The sequence below is a fragment of the Methylocystis rosea SV97 genome (assembly GCF_000372845.1).
Classification (GTDB): Bacteria; Pseudomonadota; Alphaproteobacteria; order Rhizobiales; family Beijerinckiaceae; genus Methylocystis; species Methylocystis rosea.
Genome location: NZ_KB889963.1, coordinates 3078202 through 3094987, shown reverse-complemented (window position 1 = coordinate 3094987; position 16786 = coordinate 3078202). Strand labels below are relative to the sequence as shown.

19 protein-coding genes are annotated in these 16786 nt (G+C 63.2%); 15 read left to right on the top strand and 4 right to left on the bottom strand.

Annotation, left to right across the window (positions count from 1 at the left end; translation table 11 throughout):
• Nucleotides 1–259: 259 nt before the first annotated feature.
• From A3OO_RS0116360 to A3OO_RS0116330, 7 genes are read left to right on the top strand one after another with little or no spacing between them, the layout of a single operon-like run.
• Nucleotides 260–535: an acyl carrier protein gene (locus tag A3OO_RS0116360; RefSeq protein WP_014890237.1), complete on the top strand. Its 276-nt coding sequence runs from the start codon at nucleotides 260–262 to the stop codon at nucleotides 533–535.
• On the top strand, nucleotides 536–1771 hold the full coding sequence (locus A3OO_RS0116355; protein ID WP_018408923.1) for a beta-ketoacyl-[acyl-carrier-protein] synthase family protein: 1236 nt from the start codon (nucleotides 536–538) through the stop codon (nucleotides 1769–1771).
• Nucleotides 1761–2156 (top strand): hypothetical protein, encoded by a 396-nt coding sequence (locus tag A3OO_RS0116350; RefSeq protein ID WP_018408922.1) that lies wholly within the window; start codon nucleotides 1761–1763, stop codon nucleotides 2154–2156. Before A3OO_RS0116355 ends, A3OO_RS0116350 begins: the two co-directional genes overlap by 11 nt.
• Nucleotides 2153–2557, top strand: coding sequence for a MaoC family dehydratase (locus A3OO_RS0116345; RefSeq protein ID WP_018408921.1), 405 nt, complete (start codon nucleotides 2153–2155; stop codon nucleotides 2555–2557). Before A3OO_RS0116350 ends, A3OO_RS0116345 begins: the two co-directional genes overlap by 4 nt.
• Nucleotides 2558–2590: 33 nt before the next feature.
• Nucleotides 2591–3451, top strand: a complete 861-nt coding sequence (locus A3OO_RS0116340; protein ID WP_018408920.1) for an SDR family NAD(P)-dependent oxidoreductase — start codon at nucleotides 2591–2593, stop codon at nucleotides 3449–3451.
• A complete protein-coding gene (locus A3OO_RS0116335) occupies nucleotides 3448–4608 on the top strand; it encodes a glycosyltransferase (protein ID WP_018408919.1) in 1161 nt (386 codons plus the stop codon). The genes A3OO_RS0116340 and A3OO_RS0116335 overlap by 4 nt, the downstream gene beginning before the upstream one ends.
• A gap of 5 nt (nucleotides 4609–4613) precedes the next feature.
• On the top strand, nucleotides 4614–5909 hold the full coding sequence (locus A3OO_RS0116330) for a glycosyltransferase family 2 protein (protein WP_018408918.1): 1296 nt from the start codon (nucleotides 4614–4616) through the stop codon (nucleotides 5907–5909).
• 16 nt (nucleotides 5910–5925) lie between these two features.
• Here A3OO_RS0116330 and A3OO_RS0116325 read toward each other — a convergent pair whose 3' ends face one another.
• Nucleotides 5926–6732 carry a protein-disulfide reductase DsbD domain-containing protein gene (locus tag A3OO_RS0116325; protein ID WP_018408917.1) on the bottom strand — a complete coding sequence of 269 codons (807 nt, stop codon included), beginning with the start codon at nucleotides 6730–6732 and terminating at the stop codon, nucleotides 5926–5928.
• 96 nt (nucleotides 6733–6828) lie between these two features.
• Between A3OO_RS0116325 and A3OO_RS0116320 the strand changes: the two genes are divergently transcribed.
• On the top strand, nucleotides 6829–7479 hold the full coding sequence (locus tag A3OO_RS0116320; protein ID WP_018408916.1) for a YqgE/AlgH family protein: 651 nt from the start codon (nucleotides 6829–6831) through the stop codon (nucleotides 7477–7479).
• Between the two features lie 159 nt (nucleotides 7480–7638).
• On the opposite strand, the gene A3OO_RS0116310 is transcribed toward A3OO_RS0116320, so the two are convergent.
• From A3OO_RS0116310 to A3OO_RS0116300, 3 genes are read right to left on the bottom strand one after another with little or no spacing between them, the layout of a single operon-like run.
• A complete protein-coding gene (locus A3OO_RS0116310) occupies nucleotides 7639–8688 on the bottom strand; it encodes an aldo/keto reductase (protein WP_018408915.1) in 1050 nt (349 codons plus the stop codon).
• Between the two features lie 12 nt (nucleotides 8689–8700).
• Nucleotides 8701–9414, bottom strand: coding sequence for a hypothetical protein (locus tag A3OO_RS0116305; protein ID WP_018408914.1), 714 nt, complete (start codon nucleotides 9412–9414; stop codon nucleotides 8701–8703).
• Nucleotides 9415–9452: 38 nt separating this feature from the next.
• Nucleotides 9453–10289, bottom strand: a complete 837-nt coding sequence (locus A3OO_RS0116300) for a P-loop NTPase family protein (RefSeq protein WP_018408913.1) — start codon at nucleotides 10287–10289, stop codon at nucleotides 9453–9455.
• Between the two features lie 275 nt (nucleotides 10290–10564).
• Between A3OO_RS0116300 and A3OO_RS0116295 the strand changes: the two genes are divergently transcribed.
• From A3OO_RS0116295 to cysN, 7 genes are read left to right on the top strand one after another with little or no spacing between them, the layout of a single operon-like run.
• Nucleotides 10565–10936 (top strand): 2Fe-2S iron-sulfur cluster-binding protein, encoded by a 372-nt coding sequence (locus tag A3OO_RS0116295; RefSeq protein WP_018408912.1) that lies wholly within the window; start codon nucleotides 10565–10567, stop codon nucleotides 10934–10936.
• Entirely contained in the window at nucleotides 10936–11253 is a 318-nt protein-coding gene (locus tag A3OO_RS0116290; protein WP_018408911.1) for a DUF2849 domain-containing protein, read from the top strand. The genes A3OO_RS0116295 and A3OO_RS0116290 overlap by 1 nt, the downstream gene beginning before the upstream one ends.
• Complete coding sequence (locus A3OO_RS0116285; RefSeq protein ID WP_018408910.1) at nucleotides 11250–12974, top strand: nitrite/sulfite reductase; 1725 nt, start codon at nucleotides 11250–11252, stop codon at nucleotides 12972–12974. Before A3OO_RS0116290 ends, A3OO_RS0116285 begins: the two co-directional genes overlap by 4 nt.
• Nucleotides 12958–13464 carry a DUF934 domain-containing protein gene (locus tag A3OO_RS0116280; protein ID WP_018408909.1) on the top strand — a complete coding sequence of 169 codons (507 nt, stop codon included), beginning with the start codon at nucleotides 12958–12960 and terminating at the stop codon, nucleotides 13462–13464. The genes A3OO_RS0116285 and A3OO_RS0116280 overlap by 17 nt, the downstream gene beginning before the upstream one ends.
• The gene (locus tag A3OO_RS0116275; protein ID WP_018408908.1) at nucleotides 13461–14210 is read left to right on the top strand and encodes a phosphoadenylyl-sulfate reductase; all 750 of its coding nucleotides are present in this window, start codon (nucleotides 13461–13463) and stop codon (nucleotides 14208–14210) included. The genes A3OO_RS0116280 and A3OO_RS0116275 overlap by 4 nt, the downstream gene beginning before the upstream one ends.
• On the top strand, nucleotides 14207–15124 hold the full coding sequence (gene cysD / locus A3OO_RS0116270) for a sulfate adenylyltransferase subunit CysD (protein ID WP_018408907.1): 918 nt from the start codon (nucleotides 14207–14209) through the stop codon (nucleotides 15122–15124). Before A3OO_RS0116275 ends, cysD begins: the two co-directional genes overlap by 4 nt.
• A gap of 1 nt (nucleotide 15125) precedes the next feature.
• Nucleotides 15126–16754, top strand: a complete 1629-nt coding sequence (gene cysN, locus A3OO_RS0116265; protein ID WP_018408906.1) for a sulfate adenylyltransferase subunit CysN — start codon at nucleotides 15126–15128, stop codon at nucleotides 16752–16754.
• Nucleotides 16755–16786: the final 32 nt, after the last annotated feature.

Sequence of the window (16786 nt, the reverse complement as noted above, 5' to 3'; positions counted from 1 at the left end):
CGGGCGGCGTTTTCGCATGAAGCGCTCCGCCGGGCCACTGCAAATCCGCCGAGAGCGCGGCGGGCTTTATTTTCGAGGCCAAACGCCTTAACCAGTGCCGACTGCGCCCGAGGGCGGGAACGGGGCGCTGGAGCGGAAGAGCCAGAGGCGGGCGGTTCTGGCCACGCGCCCGAATAAGGCGTCGGATCGGCGCTGCCGCGTCAATGCGTCGCGAGCGCTGGTTGTCGTCGGCGGCGCAGAGCCTGAAACGGAGGGATTCGTGACTGATAATCCGCAGGACAAGAATCAGCTCGTCGACGAGATCATCGAAGTGATCGCGTCGGAAGGCATGGTCGACAAAAGCAAGATCACCCCCGACGCGTCAATCGAGAGCCTCGACCTCAAATCCGTCGACATCGTTATGATCCTCACGGCGCTCGAGGAGAAGTTCAACGTTTACATCCCCATGGACGGGTCGCTGCAGGAAGCCAAGGACGTCAAAAGTCTGATCGAGGCGATCGCGGACCACATCCAGAAAGAGCGCGAGAAGCAGTAAATGGCATTCTCGCGAGCGCGGGCCGAAGGGCGCCGCGTCGTTATTTCTGGAATGGGCGCGGTGTGCGCCTCTGGGGTCGGCGCGCAAAAGCTATGGGAAGCGGCGCGCGACGGCGTCGCCCAGATTCGTCCGCTCAAGACGGAGCGCCCTTATGATGGGCGCATCAAGATCGCGGCGCAGGTCCCCGACTTCAATCCCGCCGATTATATCGAACCCAATGTTCTTCCGTTCTGCGATCCCTTTACGCAGTTCTGCATCGTCGCCGCCGACGAAGCGGTGGCGCAGGCGGGTTTCGGACGCAAGGACGTCGCCGGGCCGAGAACGGCCGTCATCATCGGCTCCGGCATCGGCGGCATGACGACGATCGAGGACGGCATCTACCGCTATTATGTCGAAGGAACGCGGCCCGAGATGTTGAGCGTTCCCAAGCTCATCCCGAGCGCGGCGCCTGCGACCCTGGGGATGCGCTATTCCTGCCACGGCCCGACATTCTCGATCGGCAGCGCCTGCTCCTCGGCGTCGCAGTCGATCGGACTTGGCATGCAGATGATCCGACAGGGCCTCGTGGACAAAGCCATCGTCGGCGGCGCCGAGGCCTGCGTCATCAACGCGACGATCCGCGCGTGGGAAGGCCTTCGCGTGCTGAGCCCGAATTTGTGCCGTCCCTTCTCCAAGGGCCGCAACGGCATGTCGCTTGGCGAAGGCGCGGCGGTTTTCGTGCTGGAGACGGAGGAGGCGGCGCGGATGCGCGGCCACGCGCCCCTGTGCGAACTCGCCGGCTACGGCACGACGAGCGACGCCAAGGACCCCGTACGGCCGGATCTTGAAGGCGCGTCGAGCGCGATCGCCCTGGCGCTCGAAGACGCGGGAATGGCTCCGCAGGAGATTCATTACGTCAACGCGCATGGCACCGCGACCCACGCCAACGACATCACCGAAGCCGAAGCGATTCTGCGCGTGTTCGGCGACTATGGACGGGTCGTCCCGGTGTCGTCGACGAAGCCTATTCACGGCCACGCGCTGGGCGCCAGCGGCGGCTTGGAGCTCGCCATCACCATACATGCGCTTCGCGAACAGATTGCGCCGCCGACGATCAATTTCCTGGAGCCGGACCCAAAGTGCCCGCTCGATGTCGTGCCGAACGCGGCGCGCAAGCACAAGATCGACGCCGCCATGTCGAACTCCTTCGCCTTCGGAGGGATCAACGCCGTGTTGATCGTGCGTCATGCCGTCTGACCCGCCGCTTGCGCTGGGACCTTTTCGGTTGCGCGTCGATCCGGCGCGCGCCGCAGCCTATGCGCGCGAGACCGGCGGCGATGGCGCGAGCGTTCCGCTCGCCTATCCGGCGATCTGGCTCGCCGAGCCTTCGCTTTTTTCAGTTGTGCGCGACCTCTGCGCCCAGCGGGACGTCGTGCCGGTGCATGAGTCGCAGAGCTTCTCCTATGACGCGCCCCTCGTCGCCGGCGAAAGCTACGACTTGAGCGTCACCATGAGCAGCGAGGAAACGCCGCCGCGTCTGACGATGGTCGGGACAGTCGCAACGCCCCAAGGCGAGCCCTGCGCTCGGATCGAAACCATATTGCGGCTCGTGCCGCGCGCGGGATTTGGGAGCGCGTCATGAGCGATCCCATCAAAGTCGGCGACAAACTGCCGGAGAGCGTCATTGGCCCGTTCGACGCGCCTTCGCTTGAGCGCTACGCCGAGGTCTCGGGGGACGCAAATCCATTGCATCTCGACGACGCCGTGGCGGCGGCGATCGGGCTGGCCGCGCCGCCGGTACATGGCATGAAGCTTCTGGCCGCGTTTGAACCAATGCTGAGGGCGTGGCGCGGCGACCTCGTCATCGCTTCAATTGCCGGGAAGTTCGTGCAGCCAATCTTGCGCGGCGAGACCGTCAGGTTGTCGGGCCGCGTGCTGCGCGCGACCGAAAACGAGATTTTCGTCCGTCTGGTGGCCTATGGCGCGGCGCGGGCGCCCGGCATCGTCGGCGAAGCGACCTTGCGGCCGGGGCCGGCCACATGAATGATCGGCGGCGCCGTAGGGCAGGGCGCGTGTATGGCTAAGAGCGCTGTTCGGGTTCTTATCACCGGCGCCTCGAGCGGCATTGGGCGCGCATTGGCGCTCGCCTATGCGCACGAAGGCGCGAGCCTTGTCTTGCTTGGCCGCGACGCCGAGCGCCTCGAGGGCGCCGCGCGCGCCTGTCTCGCTGCCGGCGCAGAGGAGGCGGAGACTCACATTGCCGATGTGCGGGATCGCGAAGCCATGGCGCGCATCGTTCAATCTGCGTATGAAAAGCGCCCGATCGACATTCTTGTCGCCAACGCCGGCGTCGCGACGGGCCTTTCGCCCGGCCAGCTTCTCGAAACGCCCGAGGCGGTCCGAGCAATGCTCAAGATCAATGTCGAGGGCGTCTTCAACACGGTCGAACCCGCAATTCTGCCGATGTGCGCTCGAAAGAGCGGCAGGATCGCCATTGTCGGCTCGATGGCCGGCGTGCGCGCGCTCCCGCATTCGCCGGCCTATTGTGCGGCGAAGGCGTGCGTGCACATGTGGGCGGACAGCCTGCGCGCCCAGCTCGCAGCCCATGGCGTGCATGTCGCGCTGATCGTGCCGGGTTATGTGAAGACGCCCATGTCGGCGCGCACCATCGTGAAGACGCCCTTTTCAGCGCGCGCTCTCCTAAAGACGCCAGAGTCGGCGGGCGTCGAATCCTGGCAGCCCGGCGCCCTTTCCGACAAAGAAGCCGCGCGCATCATCAAGAACGGGCTGGACCGCCGCCGCAACGTCATCGCCTTTCCTCGTTACATGTATTGGGCGATGCGCCTCTTCTCCCTCTTGCCGGCGGCGCTCGTCGACGGCGTCATGCGCCAGTTTCCCGCCGAAGTCCCAGAGACGCCGGAACGGGAAATATCGTGACGGCCTACATCATCCTCGCGTGGGCCGCAGGCGCCTATTGGATGATCGCCGTCGTGTTGCTTGTCGTCTCTGTCGCGGCGACCATCGCGCAGCCCTGGCTCGCCGCGCGCCGCGCCACGCGACGAGACCGGCCGCCGGTCTCGGTCGTGCTTCCCGTCAAGATGCTCGAGGACCAGTTCGATCGCACGCAAGAGTCCGCGCTGACGCAGCACTACGGCGATTTCGACGTGACCGTCGCCGCAACCGACGTCGAGGGGCCGGCAGTCGAGCGCATGCGCGCCATTCTCGCGAGTCACCCGAATGTGCCTTCGCGCATTCTCCGCTCGACAGCGAAGTTCGCCGTAAGTCCGAAGGTCGACAATCTTTATGCGCCGTTCATGCAGGCGACGCACGACGTCATACTGATGAAGGACGCCAATGTGCTGCTCGAGCCGGACGCGCTGGAGCAGCACGTCAGGCAGCTGACGGACGAGGTCGGGCTCGTCTGCGCCATTCCCTATTGCGCGCGCCTTGAAAATTTCGCCGCGCAAGTCGAGGCAGCGATCATTAACGGTCCGCACGCCCGCATGCTGTTTCTCGCCTCGGCGCTGGGGCAGGGGCATGGCGTCGGCAAGATCATGTTGTTTCGACGTTCGGACTTCCTGCGCGCGGGAGGCTTTGACGCGATTTCCCATACGGTCGGCGAAGACAACGCCTTGGCCAAGGCGATGCGGCGGATCGGCAAACGGGCGGTCTTTTCCCACAGGCTTGTGCGCCAGGAACTCGGCGCGCGCGCGTTCGAAGATGTTTATCAGCGGCAATTGCGCTGGAGCGTCGTTCGCCGCAGCGATGAGCTCATCTCCTTCCTTGCCGAGCCAATATGCCAAGCGGTTCCAGCAGTTATCGCTTCAGCGCTCGCGGCGCCGCTCGTCGGGATCGCGCCACTTGCCGCCGCGTCGGCGACGCTTCTGCTGTGGTTTGCGCTTGAGACATTGCTTTCCGTGGCCAAAGGATGGCAGTTATCGTGGGCCGCGCCCGCGGTGTTTGTGGTTCGCGAGGCGACGATGCTGGCGGTCTGGTTGAACGCCTGGGTCACTGACCAGGTGGTTTGGGCGAAGGACAGCGTGAATGCGCGCGCCGGGGCGAAGCCCTCGCCGGTTCCGCACGAAGAAGGATAGGCCGTTTGCTGGGGCTTTTTCAATTCCTCGTCGACTCGGTCGCGATGGTCTGCGCTTCGATCCTGATGGCGATCGGAATCGGCTATCTGATCGTCATCGGCCGCTTCGGTTACGACCAGCTGCGCGGCGTGCGCGATCCGGAGGCGCCCGCAACGCCTGACTCGGATCTGCCGCGAGTCCTGTTGCAAATCCCCGTCTTCAACGAGCCGCTCGTCACCGAGCAGTCGTTGCGCTGCGTCGCGCTCCTCGATTGGCCTAAGGACAGGCTGCGCATACAGCTTCTCGACGATTCGACGGACGAGACAAGCGCTCGGGCCGACGCAGTGGCGGCGGAGCTTCGCATCGGCGGCGCCGTGATCGACCATGTGCGTCGCGCCGACCGCTCGGGTTTCAAGGCGGGCGCCTGCGCGCATGGCCTCACGCTGACCGACGAACCCTTCGTCGCAATGCTCGACGCCGACTTTCGTCCGCCGCCCAATTGGCTGAAGCGAACGGTGCCGCTTTTTCTGACCGACGATCGCATCGGCTTCGTGCAGTCGCGCTGCGAGTTCCAGAATTTCGAGAAAAACTGGCTGACGCGCGCCCAGGGCCTCGTGCAGGACGGCCATTATCTCGTCGAACAGCGCTCACGCGCGCATGCCGGCTGGCTCTTTCAATTCAACGGCACCGGCGGAATTTGGCGACGCGCGACGGTCGAGGACGCCGGCGGCTGGTCCGACTATTCGCTCTGCGAGGACCTCGACCTCACCGTGCGCGCGGCGCTCCAGGGATGGCATGGGCTATTTGTCTCGGAGCCGCCGATTCCCGGCCAGGTGCCGGAGGGAATCCGCGATTTCCGTCGCCAGCAAAGGCGATGGTCGAACGGGTTCGTGCAGGTCGCGCAAAAGACCGTCCTGCCGATTTGGCGTTCGCCATGGAGCCTGACGCGTCGGGTGATGGCGATCTCGCTGATCGCCCATCAGATTTTCTTCCCCACCGCCGCTATTGGACTCATCGCCTTCTTCCTTGGCGTGATTCTGCACGGATCGCTCGCGCCCTTCGCCGGGATGTTGGAGATCATCGGAATCATGACGGTCCTGGTGGCGCTCGGCATCACGCTGCCGCCCTATCTGGCGCTCAAGCGCGGAACCGTCGCCGACTATGTCAAAACGGTCGCGTCAATTCCGCCGCTGATGATCTATCTCGCCTTCGCTAACGGCGCGAAGATTCTCCAGACCTTGCGAGGGCGCAAATCGACGTTCAAGCGCACGCCCAAGCTCGACCATGAAGCTGCGACGCCCATCGACGCTGAGGTGGAGTAGGAGAAGGCGGTCGCGCTTACTCCAGCCGCGCCGGGGCCTCGAAAGCGCCGGCGTCGGTGACGATCGTTAACGTCGCGTCGGCGGCCTTGGCGGTTTCGCTTCCGGAAAAAAGCTTAAGCTCGAATCCCTCTCCCGCGCGCGTGCTTTCAATGAAGAACGGCTCAGGCGCTTCGGCGAAGACGTCCTCGGCTTTGCCGGGTCCAAGGTAGCGCAGCCGCCACGTCCCGTCCGCGTTATTCCGCGAAACCGCAAAGCGCTTTTTGGCCTCGGCCACGGTGAGCTTGCTTGGCACCAGCCGTTCGGCTTCGGCGATCGCCGCCGCATGAGGCGAAGCGCCGTTGCGCGGCAACTCCAAAGACAAATCGGCGCGCGCCGGCAGGCAGATCTTGCCGCAGGAGGCGTAGTCGAGCACGAGATTGAGCGTCACCGGCGCATTGGGATCGCGCGGCGTCACCTTCAAGGGCAGGACGACGCGCGCATCATAGCCAGCCACCATGGTTCCGGCCTCGTCGATATGTTTCGGCGCGGGAAAGGAGGGTTCGACTTTGGCCACATTGACCGATCTTGAAAAATCGAACGCGGGCGCCGAGCCCGCCTCGCCGGGCTGGCGCCAATAGGTGATGGTTTCCGGCGCGAGCGAGATCTCGACGGCGGCGCGGTAAGACCCGCCCTGCGGAGGGCCGGCGGACAAGAGCCGAGCGCTCGAGGCCGCGCCCTTTACGACGGCAGACGCGAAGGCCGTGTTCTCGGCGAGCGACGACGCCGGAAAGACCTGCGCCAGCGTGACGGCTAGCGGCGCGAATAGAAAGAATTTTGAGCGCATCGTGACCCTTCGGCGCCCCCGGTCCCCCAGTCAAGGCAGTCAGTTACGTGATTTGCGCCGCTTGTCCTGAGGACGCGGCGGGCGTAGCATGACCCTATGAGGCCGAGCGACAAGAAGCAAGAATTCGCGGAGAGGGTGAGCGAGCGCCGCAGCGGGCGTCCCGACGAGCGCCGCTTTCTTGATGGCCAATTGCTGATCGCGATGCCGAGCATGTTGGATCAGCGTTTCGCGCGCTCGGTGATCTATCTATGCGCCCATTCCGAAGAAGGCGCGATGGGCATCGTCGTCAACCAGGCGGCCCGGGTGCGCAATTTTCCCGATTTGCTCGTGCAGCTGCAAGTGATCGCCCCCCAGGAGCGCATCAGCCTGCCGAGCCGCGCCGAAGACATCCAGGTGCTGTCCGGGGGGCCGGTGCAGACCGACCGCGGTTTCGTGCTGCATACGCCGGACTTCTTCCTCGACAATTCCACCTTGCCGATCGACGACGGCGTCTCGCTCACGGCGACGATCGACATTCTGCGCGCCATCGCCGCAGGGCGCGGCCCGGACCGCGCGCTGCTCGCGCTCGGCTATGCGGGTTGGGATCCGGGTCAGCTCGAAGAAGAGATTCAGCGCAACGGTTGGCTGAACTGTCCGACCGATCCCGCCTTGCTGTTCGATCATGACCTCGAGACGAAATATGCGCGCGCGCTGCGCTCGATCGGCGTCGATCCACAACGGCTGTCGACACATGCGGGACACGCCTGAGCGTTAGAGCAGGTTCCGAAAAAGTTGACAGACTTTTCCGATGAGAACCTGCTCCAACATTTTGAGCGATTCCTTATCGATCAAATGAGTCCATGCGATCCGGAAGCTCTCTCGGCGCCAAGCTGAGAGGCGTCTCCGCGCGAAGACTCGCGCCTCCGGTCATGGCGCGGGGTTGCTGTGGAGATGGTGGATGGCGTCAATACGCCGCTCCATGTCAGGCGTGATCCTGAACGCCACCGACGCGAGATCGGCTTTGAGCTGCGCCATCGTCGTCGCGCCAATAATATTCGACGTCACGAAGGGCCGGGACGTCACGAAGGCGATGGCGAACTGCGCCGGATCGACTCCAAGATCTTGCGCGAGCGCCAGATAGGCGGCGATCGCTTTTTCGACTTCCGGCTTCTCATAACGCTGCGCGCGCTCGAACAGCGTCGTGCGGGCGCCGGGCGGCCGCGCGCCGCCCTGATATTTCCCGGTGAGATATCCTTGCGCGAGCGGCGAATAGGCGAGCAATCCGACGCGCTCGCGCTCAGCGAACTCAGCGAGCCCGATCTCGAAGGTACGGTTGACGAGGTTGTAGGCGTTTTGAATCGAGACGACGCGAGGCCCAAGGCCGAGTTCCGCAGCGCGCAGAAAGCGCGCCACGCCCCACGGCGTTTCATTGGACAGCCCGATGTGCCGAACCTTGCCGGCTTTGACGAGCCGCGTTAGCGCTTCCAGCGTCTCTTCGATGGGAGTTTCGTCGCGCTTCGTCGGGCGTCGATAGACCGTGCCGCCTGCGCCCCAAAGCGGTAGCGAACGATCCGGCCAATGCAATTGATAGAGATCGATGTAATCGGTCTGCAGCCGCTTGAGCGATCCCTCGATCGCAGCGTCGATATTCTTGGCGTCGAGAACCGTTCCCACGCGCCCCGGACGCAACCAATTGGCGTCGCCGCGGCCGGCGACCTTAGTGGCGATGATCGCCTTGTCACGGTTCTTACGTGCGGCGAGCCAACTTCCGATGATGCGCTCGGAGGAGCCTTGCGTTTCTCGCCTCGGCGGAATGGAATAGATTTCCGCCGTGTCGATGAAATTGACGCCGCAATCGAAGGCGTAATCTAGTTGCACATGGCCTTCGGCTTCGCTGTTCTGCTGTCCCCACGTCATTGAGCCGAGACAGATGGCGGAGACGGAGAGATCGCTGTTTCCGAGTCTGCGGTATTCCATGGCGCCCGTCCTTTAACGAAGCCATTCGCTCGACTGCAGCGCGAGCCGCAATTCGAAGCTTTGAAATTGGGTGAAGATTGGCGACAGCCATGCTTTGAGCGCCGCGCGAACCACGATGGACATTTCCGGCGGCGGCTCTCTCGTGAAGCGGGATAGCGACAGATCGACGTCGTCGAGCGCGCGCGCGATCGGCGCCTCAAGGCGCGGGATCACGAATTTGCCGCTCGCTGGATAGCGCGCAAGAATCGCCAAGGAGTCGCGGCCGAGTGGCGAGGCGCCGCGATTGTGGATGACGTTCATCATGAGATCCGGCCATGTGGTCTTGAGGACGAGCGCGCTGTTCGCCGCGCTCTCCGTGACGTCCGTTTGAAAGAGCACGATCGGCTCAACGCCGCGCCGCCGCGCTTCTTCGAGAAAGCCAATTTCGGCGATGGTCGCGAACAGACGCTCATAGGAGCGATGCCAGACGTCGACGATCTTTGGCGTCTCGTCGGCGACGAGGAGGCGGTCGAAGAGCGAAATCTGTCCCTTGATCTCGCTGAGGTCGACGATGCGCGTCGCTTCCGGAAAGAACACTGCATAAAGCGGCTCCCGGAAATCCGTGTCAAAGCCTTCCACGTCGACATTGCGCGACAAATAATATTCGGTCAGCAAACGCGCCGCTGTCGTCACGCCTGTTCGCGAGTGCGGCGAGCAAACGAAGAACGCAAGAGTGCGAGGCGCCATGTGGTCTTCGCGGAGACGATGCGCGCCGCCGCGACCCTCTATCGCCTCTTATCGCCAACAAGATCGAGAAGGCCGACCCGTTCGAACTCATCGGCGACGCGCGCCAGCCATGTGCGGACGTAGCCGCGCAACACGAACGAATGCTCCGCCGGGCGACCCTGCGCGTCCTGATTGCCGATGAATGTCGAAAACGGCGTCCCGGATAGCTCGACCTGCTCGTAGGCAAGTTCGCTGAGCTTGGGAATCGTGATCTCGCCCGATGTGACGACGTGCTCGAAATATTTAGCGTGCGTTTGTGGATCCCATTCGAAGAAGGTCGTGTCGTTGACGTGATTCTTCACCATGAAATAATTGGCGTCCGCGACATAAGGCGCAATTTCGGCGATCTCCTCCAGCGAAGCGATGGAGGGTCCGATCACATGCAGCAGCACGAAGCGGAATTCGCCGCCTTTCACCGCATCGAAGAAGCCGATTTCGTCGAGCGCCCCGAGCGCCGGGCTCAACCCGCCGGCGCGCACGTCGATGACGCTGACCTTGGCCTGCGACGTATTCAGCGTGTCGATGATCTTCATCTGGTCCGAGGGTTCGGTCAGATCGACGATCATCGTCTCGTCAGGGTGGAAGCGATGAAGCGTTCCGCGCGGCGTCTCGGTGTCGAACGCGCGCGTATGGATGTCATTGAGCGAAAGAAAGTCGAGGATGGCTCTGGCGATCGTGGTTTTGCCGACGCCGCCCTTGTCCGCGCCAACGACGATGACCGCCGGGCGAGCGGCGGCGTTCGCGGCGGCGGCCGGAGCCTCGACCTTACGCGGCCGGCTTTCCGGCTCCCGTTTCGCGGGCGCTTCCCTGGTGATTTTGACCGGCTTCTTAACCATGGGTGCTCCTATCGCATGTCGCGCTGGCGCCGCTGTTTATGAATGACAAGCGCTCAACAAACATGGTTTTTAGCGCTTGTCATGCTCTGTTTCAGCTAACTGCGGATGGCGCTCCAATTGTGACGCGCTTAAAACAACAGATAAAATATGTAATTAAACACAAGCACCGCAATATGATCGTGAATTGACATTCGTGCGGTTTGGAGGTTTATGCGTTCGAAATACAGAACGTCCGTGGCTGCTGGCTGGCGCGGACCAGGTCGGCGCGTCAAGGCATGAGCAATATCGAGAATATCGTCGCGCGGCGGCCCGCCGAATCGTCGCAGCAGAGTCTGCCGACCCTGCACGTCGAGGATCGCAACGGCGTTGTCCATGAACTCGAAGCCGTCGAAGGCTGGCGGCTGATGGAGATCTTGCGCGACCATGGCGTCGGCATGGACAACACCTGTGGCGGCGCTCTTGCATGTGCGGAATGCCATGTCGTCCTCGACGCGGAATCGGCCCGCCGCGTGCCGCCGCCGCGCGAAGAGGAAGTCGAAAAGCTCGATGAATTGCCAATGCTTTACGAAAATTCGCGTCTCTCCTGCCAGATCATCTGGTCCGATGAGATGAGCGGCCTTCGGCTAAAGCTGGCGCAGGAAACGTGATGCCCGTCTTCAAACATCCCCAGATCCTGATCGCCTCGAATTTGACGGACGGCGAAGTGGTGTTTCTCGGCTCCTCGGGCTGGGAGCGCGACCACCGCCGCGCGCGCGTCGCCCGGAAGGCCGAAGAGGCGACCGCACTGGAAGCCTTGGGCAAGCGCGACATTTCAGCCAATCACGTGGTCGACGTTTATCTCGCCGATGTCGAGATCGGGAGCGATGGCGCGCCGACGCCGTTACATTATCGAGAAAAGATGCGCGTGAAGGGACCGAGCGTTCGCCTTGATCTCGGCAAGCAGGCGGGCGAGGGCGCGTTATGACGGCGGTCGATCTGCGTGTGGCGCAGCGGCCCAATGCGCCGATGACCACCTATCGTTACGATGAATATGACGCGGCCTTTGTCAGCGAACGCGTGGCGGAGTTTCGTGAGCAGGTCAATCGGCGGCTTTCCGGCGCGCTGACCGAAGAGGAGTTCCGCCCCTTCCGGCTGATGAACGGGCTCTATCTGCAGCTTCACGCCTATATGCTGCGCGTCGCCATTCCCTATGGCACGCTGACGGCGCGGCAGATGCGCCGGCTCGCCGATATCGCCGATAAGTGGGACAAGGGCTACGGCCATTTCACGACGCGACAGAACCTCCAATACAATTGGCCCAAGCTCGTCGATACGCCGGACATTCTGGAATCGCTGGCGGACGTCGAGATGCACGCCATCCAGACGTCGGGCAACTGCATTCGCAATGTGACGGCCGATCATTTCGCCGGCGTCGCGCCGGACGAGATCGAAGATCCCCGACCGACGGCGGAGTTTCTCCGCCAATGGTCGAGCCTGCATTCGGAGTTCTCATTCCTGCCGCGCAAGTTCAAGATTGCGGTGACGGGCGCAGAGCATGATCGCGCCGCGATTCTGGTGCATGACATCGGCCTGCGCATCGTGAAGAATGATGAGGGCGAGATCGGCTATCAGGTCGTGGTAGGCGGCGGACTCGGCCGTTCGCCCTTTATCGGCAAGGTCGTCGGCGACTTCGTGCCGCGCGAGGATCTGCTCGCCTTTCTCGAGGCGATCCTGCGCGTCTATAACCGCTTCGGCAGGCGCGACAACAAATACAAGGCGCGAGTCAAAATTCTCGTCCACGAGAAGGGAATTGACGAAATCCGCGCGGCGGTCGAAGCCGAGTTCGCGGCGATGGACCGCTCGGTTTTCGCCCACGACCCAGAGGAATTCGAGCGCATCGCCGCCTTCTTCGCGCCGCCGCCTTACGAGTCGCTGCCGGCGACGTCCGCCTTGCTGCGCGCCGCGAAACTGGAGACGCCGGCTTTCGCCAATTTCGTCGACGTCAACGTCGGCGCGCACAAGATCCCCGGCTACGCCATCGTCACCGTTTCATTGAAGCCCATCGGCGGCGTCCCCGGCGACGCCACCTCCGATCAGATGCGCGTGCTGGCCGACGCCAGCGAGCGCTTCGGCTTCGGCGAACTGCGTGTCAGCCATGAGCAGAACATCATCCTGCCGCATGTGAGGCAGGACGATCTTTTCGCCCTGTGGAGCATGCTCGACGCAGCTAGTCTTGCGACGGCGAACGCGGGTCTCGTCTCCGACATCATCTCGTGCCCCGGCCTCGACTATTGCTCGCTCGCCACTGCGCGCTCGATCCCCATCGCGCAGGCGATCTCGAAGCGCTTCTCCGACATGTCGAGGCAGCGGCGCATCGGCAAGCTCGGCGTCAAGATCTCAGGCTGCATCAACGCCTGCGGACACCATCACGTGGGAGCGATCGGCATTCTCGGCTTGGAGAAGAAGGGCCAGGAATCCTATCAGATTACGCTTGGCGGCGATCCGACCTTCTCGGCGTCGATCGGCGAAATTCTGGGACCTGGCGTCACCGCCGAGCAGGTGCCCGACGTAGTCGAACATCTCGTCGACTACTATCTCGCTGAACGCGAGGAGGGCGAAGCTTTCATCGACACCTGGCGCCGTATCGGCCATGCGCGGTTCAAAGACGTTCTGCGTCGGGAGGGCGAAGATGGCGCTGATATCTGACGGCCGCTTCATCGAGGACGCATGGCGCCGACTTGCCGACGAGGAAGCGCTGCCGAAAAGCGGCAAGTTCATCGTGTCATTGCCGCGACTCGAACATGCCGTGGAGGTCCTCGGGCCGACGGCCACGTTCGGCGTGATCGTTCCGAACACGACGGAACCGTCGGCGCTCATCGCCGCCTTGCCGCGGCTCGACCTCATCTCGATCGCTTTCCCGGCTTTCGCTGACGGTCGCGGCTTCTCTTTGGCGCGCCTGTTGCGGCGGGCGCAGTTTAAAGGCGAGTTGCGCGCCAGCGGGCGTCTCGTCGCCGACCAATATCCTCACGCGATCGGTTGCGGCTTTGATACGATCGAAATTCCCGACGATCTCGCCGATCGTCAGGACGAAGAACAGTGGCGCGCCGCGCTCAACGCCTATTCGATGAGCTATCAGCGTGGCTACGCCGGGCGCGGCTCGATCCTGGAAGCGCGCCGAAAGGCGGTGCGTTCATGAAGCCTTCGATCCCCGAAACGCTGGCGCCGCGACTGGCGCCGCTCGATCTCGATCATCGTTTGCTGCTCGTGCGCGAGTTCATTCCCGGCCGGATCGTCTTCACCACGAGTTTTGGCGTCGAGGATCAGTTCATCGCGCATTCGATCTTCACGCAGGGTCTCGATATCGACGTCGCGACGATCGACACCGGCCGGCTCTTTCCCGAAACCTACGAGCTGTGGGAGCGCACCGAAGCGCGCTATGCGCGGCGCATACGCGCGGTTTACCCCCAGGCGGCGCCGCTCGAAGCGCTCATCGAGGAGCAGGGGATCAACGGCTTTTATAAGTCCGTGGACGCGCGCAAGGCCTGCTGTCATGTTCGCAAGGTTGAGCCGCTGTCGCGGTTGCTCGAGGGCGTTTCGGGCTGGGTGACGGGGCTTCGCGCGGACCAGTCTCAGGCGCGCGCCGAGGCGCCGCTCATCGCCTTCGATGAGACCCACAGGGTGCTCAAGCTCAATCCGCTCGCAGATTACACGCGCGACGCGGTCGTCGCCGCGGTCGAGGAGTTTTCAGTGCCGGTCAACGATCTCCACGCCAAGGGGTTTCTATCGATCGGCTGCGCGCCGTGCACGCGCGCGGTGCTGCCCGGCGAAGACGAACGCGCCGGACGCTGGTGGTGGGAAGAAGACAACAAGAAGGAATGCGGCCTTCATGTCGGCGACGACGGCGTGTTGCGGCGCGGCGCGCCGCAAGAGGCGAGCCTATGACGGCGCTTGCGACGCGGCCGCTCGGCCATCTCGATCGACTCGAGGCCGAGAGCATCCACATCATGCGCGAGACCGTCGCTGAGTGCGAACGGCCGGTGATGCTCTATTCGATCGGCAAGGATTCGGCGGCGATGCTGCACGTCGCCATGAAGGCGTTTTATCCCTCCAAGCCGCCGTTTCCGCTGCTCCATGTCAATACGACCTGGAAATTTCGCGAGATGATCGAGTTTCGCGACCGTCGCATGAAAGAGCTTGGCCTCGAACTTATCGAATATATCAATCCCAGAGGGATTGAGATGAACATCAGCCCCTTCGTTCATGGTTCGAAGCTTCACACCGAGATCATGAAGACCGAGGCGCTGAAGCAGGCGTTGGACAAGTATAAGTTCGACGCCGCTTTTGGCGGGGCGCGTCGCGACGAGGAAAAATCCCGCGCCAAGGAGCGCGTGCTGTCATTTCGCACGGCGCAGCACCGTTGGGACCCGAAGAATCAGCGCCCGGAATTCTGGCGTCTCTACAATACGCGAAAGGCGCCGGGCGAGAGTCTGCGCGTCTTCCCGATGTCGAATTGGACCGAGGCGGACATCTGGGATTACGTCGCGCGCGAGAACATCCCCGTCGTTCCCCTCTATTTCGCCAAAGAGCGGCCGGTCGTGCGCCGCGGCGGCACGCTCATCATGGTCGACGATGCGCGCATGGAGCTCGCGCCTGGAGAATCCATCGAACATAAGATGGTGCGCTTTCGTACGCTCGGCTGCTATCCGTTGACGGGGGGCATCGAAAGCGATGCGGCCAGTCTCGAAGAGATCATTGCGGAGATGCGCGAAAGCCGCTCCTCGGAGCGCCAAGGGCGGCTCATCGACCACGACGGCTCCAGCTCCATGGAGCAAAAGAAGCAGGAAGGATATTTCTAACATGCACGGCGCCGTCGCTGCCGCATCGCCGTCGCGCGCGCCAGCGCGCCTGGTCGGCGAAAAGCCGCTCTTGCGGTTCATCACCTGCGGCTCGGTCGACGACGGCAAGTCGACGCTGATCGGTCGTCTGCTGTACGACGCCGATCTTGCGCCGGACGACATCATCGCGGCGCTGGAAAGCGACTCGAAAAAGCACGGCACTCAGGGCGAAGAGCTGGATTTCGCCTTGCTCGTCGACGGGCTCGCGGCCGAGCGCGAACAAGGCATCACCATCGACGTCGCCTATCGCTATTTCGCGACCGACAAGCGCAAGTTCATCGTCGCTGACACGCCTGGCCACGAGCAATACACCCGCAACATGGCCGTCGGCGCCTCAACCGCGGAACTCGCCATTCTGCTTGTCGACGCGCGCAAGGGCATCCTGCCGCAAACGCGGCGTCACAGCGTCATCACCTCGATGTTCGGCGTCCGCCATGTCGTCGTCGCCGTCAACAAGATGGATCTTGTCGGCTACAGCGAAGAGGTGTTCCGCAAGATCGAAGCGGATTTTCACGCCTTCGCCGACCATCTTCGCTTTGCATCCATTTACGTCGCGCCGCTTGTCGCCAAGGACGGCGATAATCTTGTCCACCACAGCGCCAATATGCCTTGGCACGATGGGCCGCCGCTGCTCTCCTATCTTGAGGGCGTCGCGGTGGAGGACGCCACGCGGATCGCGCCCTTCCGCATGCCCGTGCAATGGGTGAATCGGCCCAATCTTGACTTCCGCGGGTTCTCTGGCTTCATCAGCGGCGGCAATATTCAGCCGGGCGACATCGTGCGCGTTCTGCCTTCGGGGCGCGACACGCGCGTCGCCAGGATCGTGACCTTCGACGGCGATCTCGATAGCGCCGTTTCGGGTCAGTCGGCGACCCTCACGCTCACCGAAGAGATAGACATTTCGCGCGGCGATCTCTTGTGTTCGCCGGTCTCGCCGGCGAAGACCGGGGATCGTCTCGAAGCGAAGCTGTTGTGGCTGGTGCGTGAGCCTCTTGTCGTCGGCAAGAGCTATCTCTTGAAGCTCGGGACGAAGACTGCGCCGGCCGCCGTGACCGCGGTCGATGCGCGCATCGACATCGAAACCGGCCTGCCGCAGCCGCTGCCCGATGGGTCGACGCTCGCCTTCAACGAGATCGGCGGCGCGCGCCTGTCGCTCCAGACCGTGATCGCCTGCGATCCCTATGGCGACAACCGCGAAACCGGCGGATTCATTCTCATCGACCGCATCACCAATGAAACGGTCGCGGTCGGCATGGTCAAAGCCGTCGCCGCATCGAATGGCCGCGTCGCGCCGCCGCTGACGGAGCTCAGCTACGCCTCGATGGAAGGACTGCCGCTGGCGCGGGAGTCGTTTCGACCGACCCCGACGCGCAGCCTGATGAAGGCGCTCACCTGGCTCCTGCCGGCGAGCATTTCGACCTTCCTGATCGTTTACGCTTTCGTTCAGAGCGCCGCACTCGCCGCCGAAATCACCGGCGTTGAAATGATCGCGATCTTCGCGCTCTATTATCTTCACGAGCGGTTCTGGTTGCGATTAAGCTTCGGGCTGGGGACCGAAGACGCGCCTGACCGAGATGACCCCGGCCTGTAATAAGAAATCCGTTCGAACTGCTCGGGTGTCAT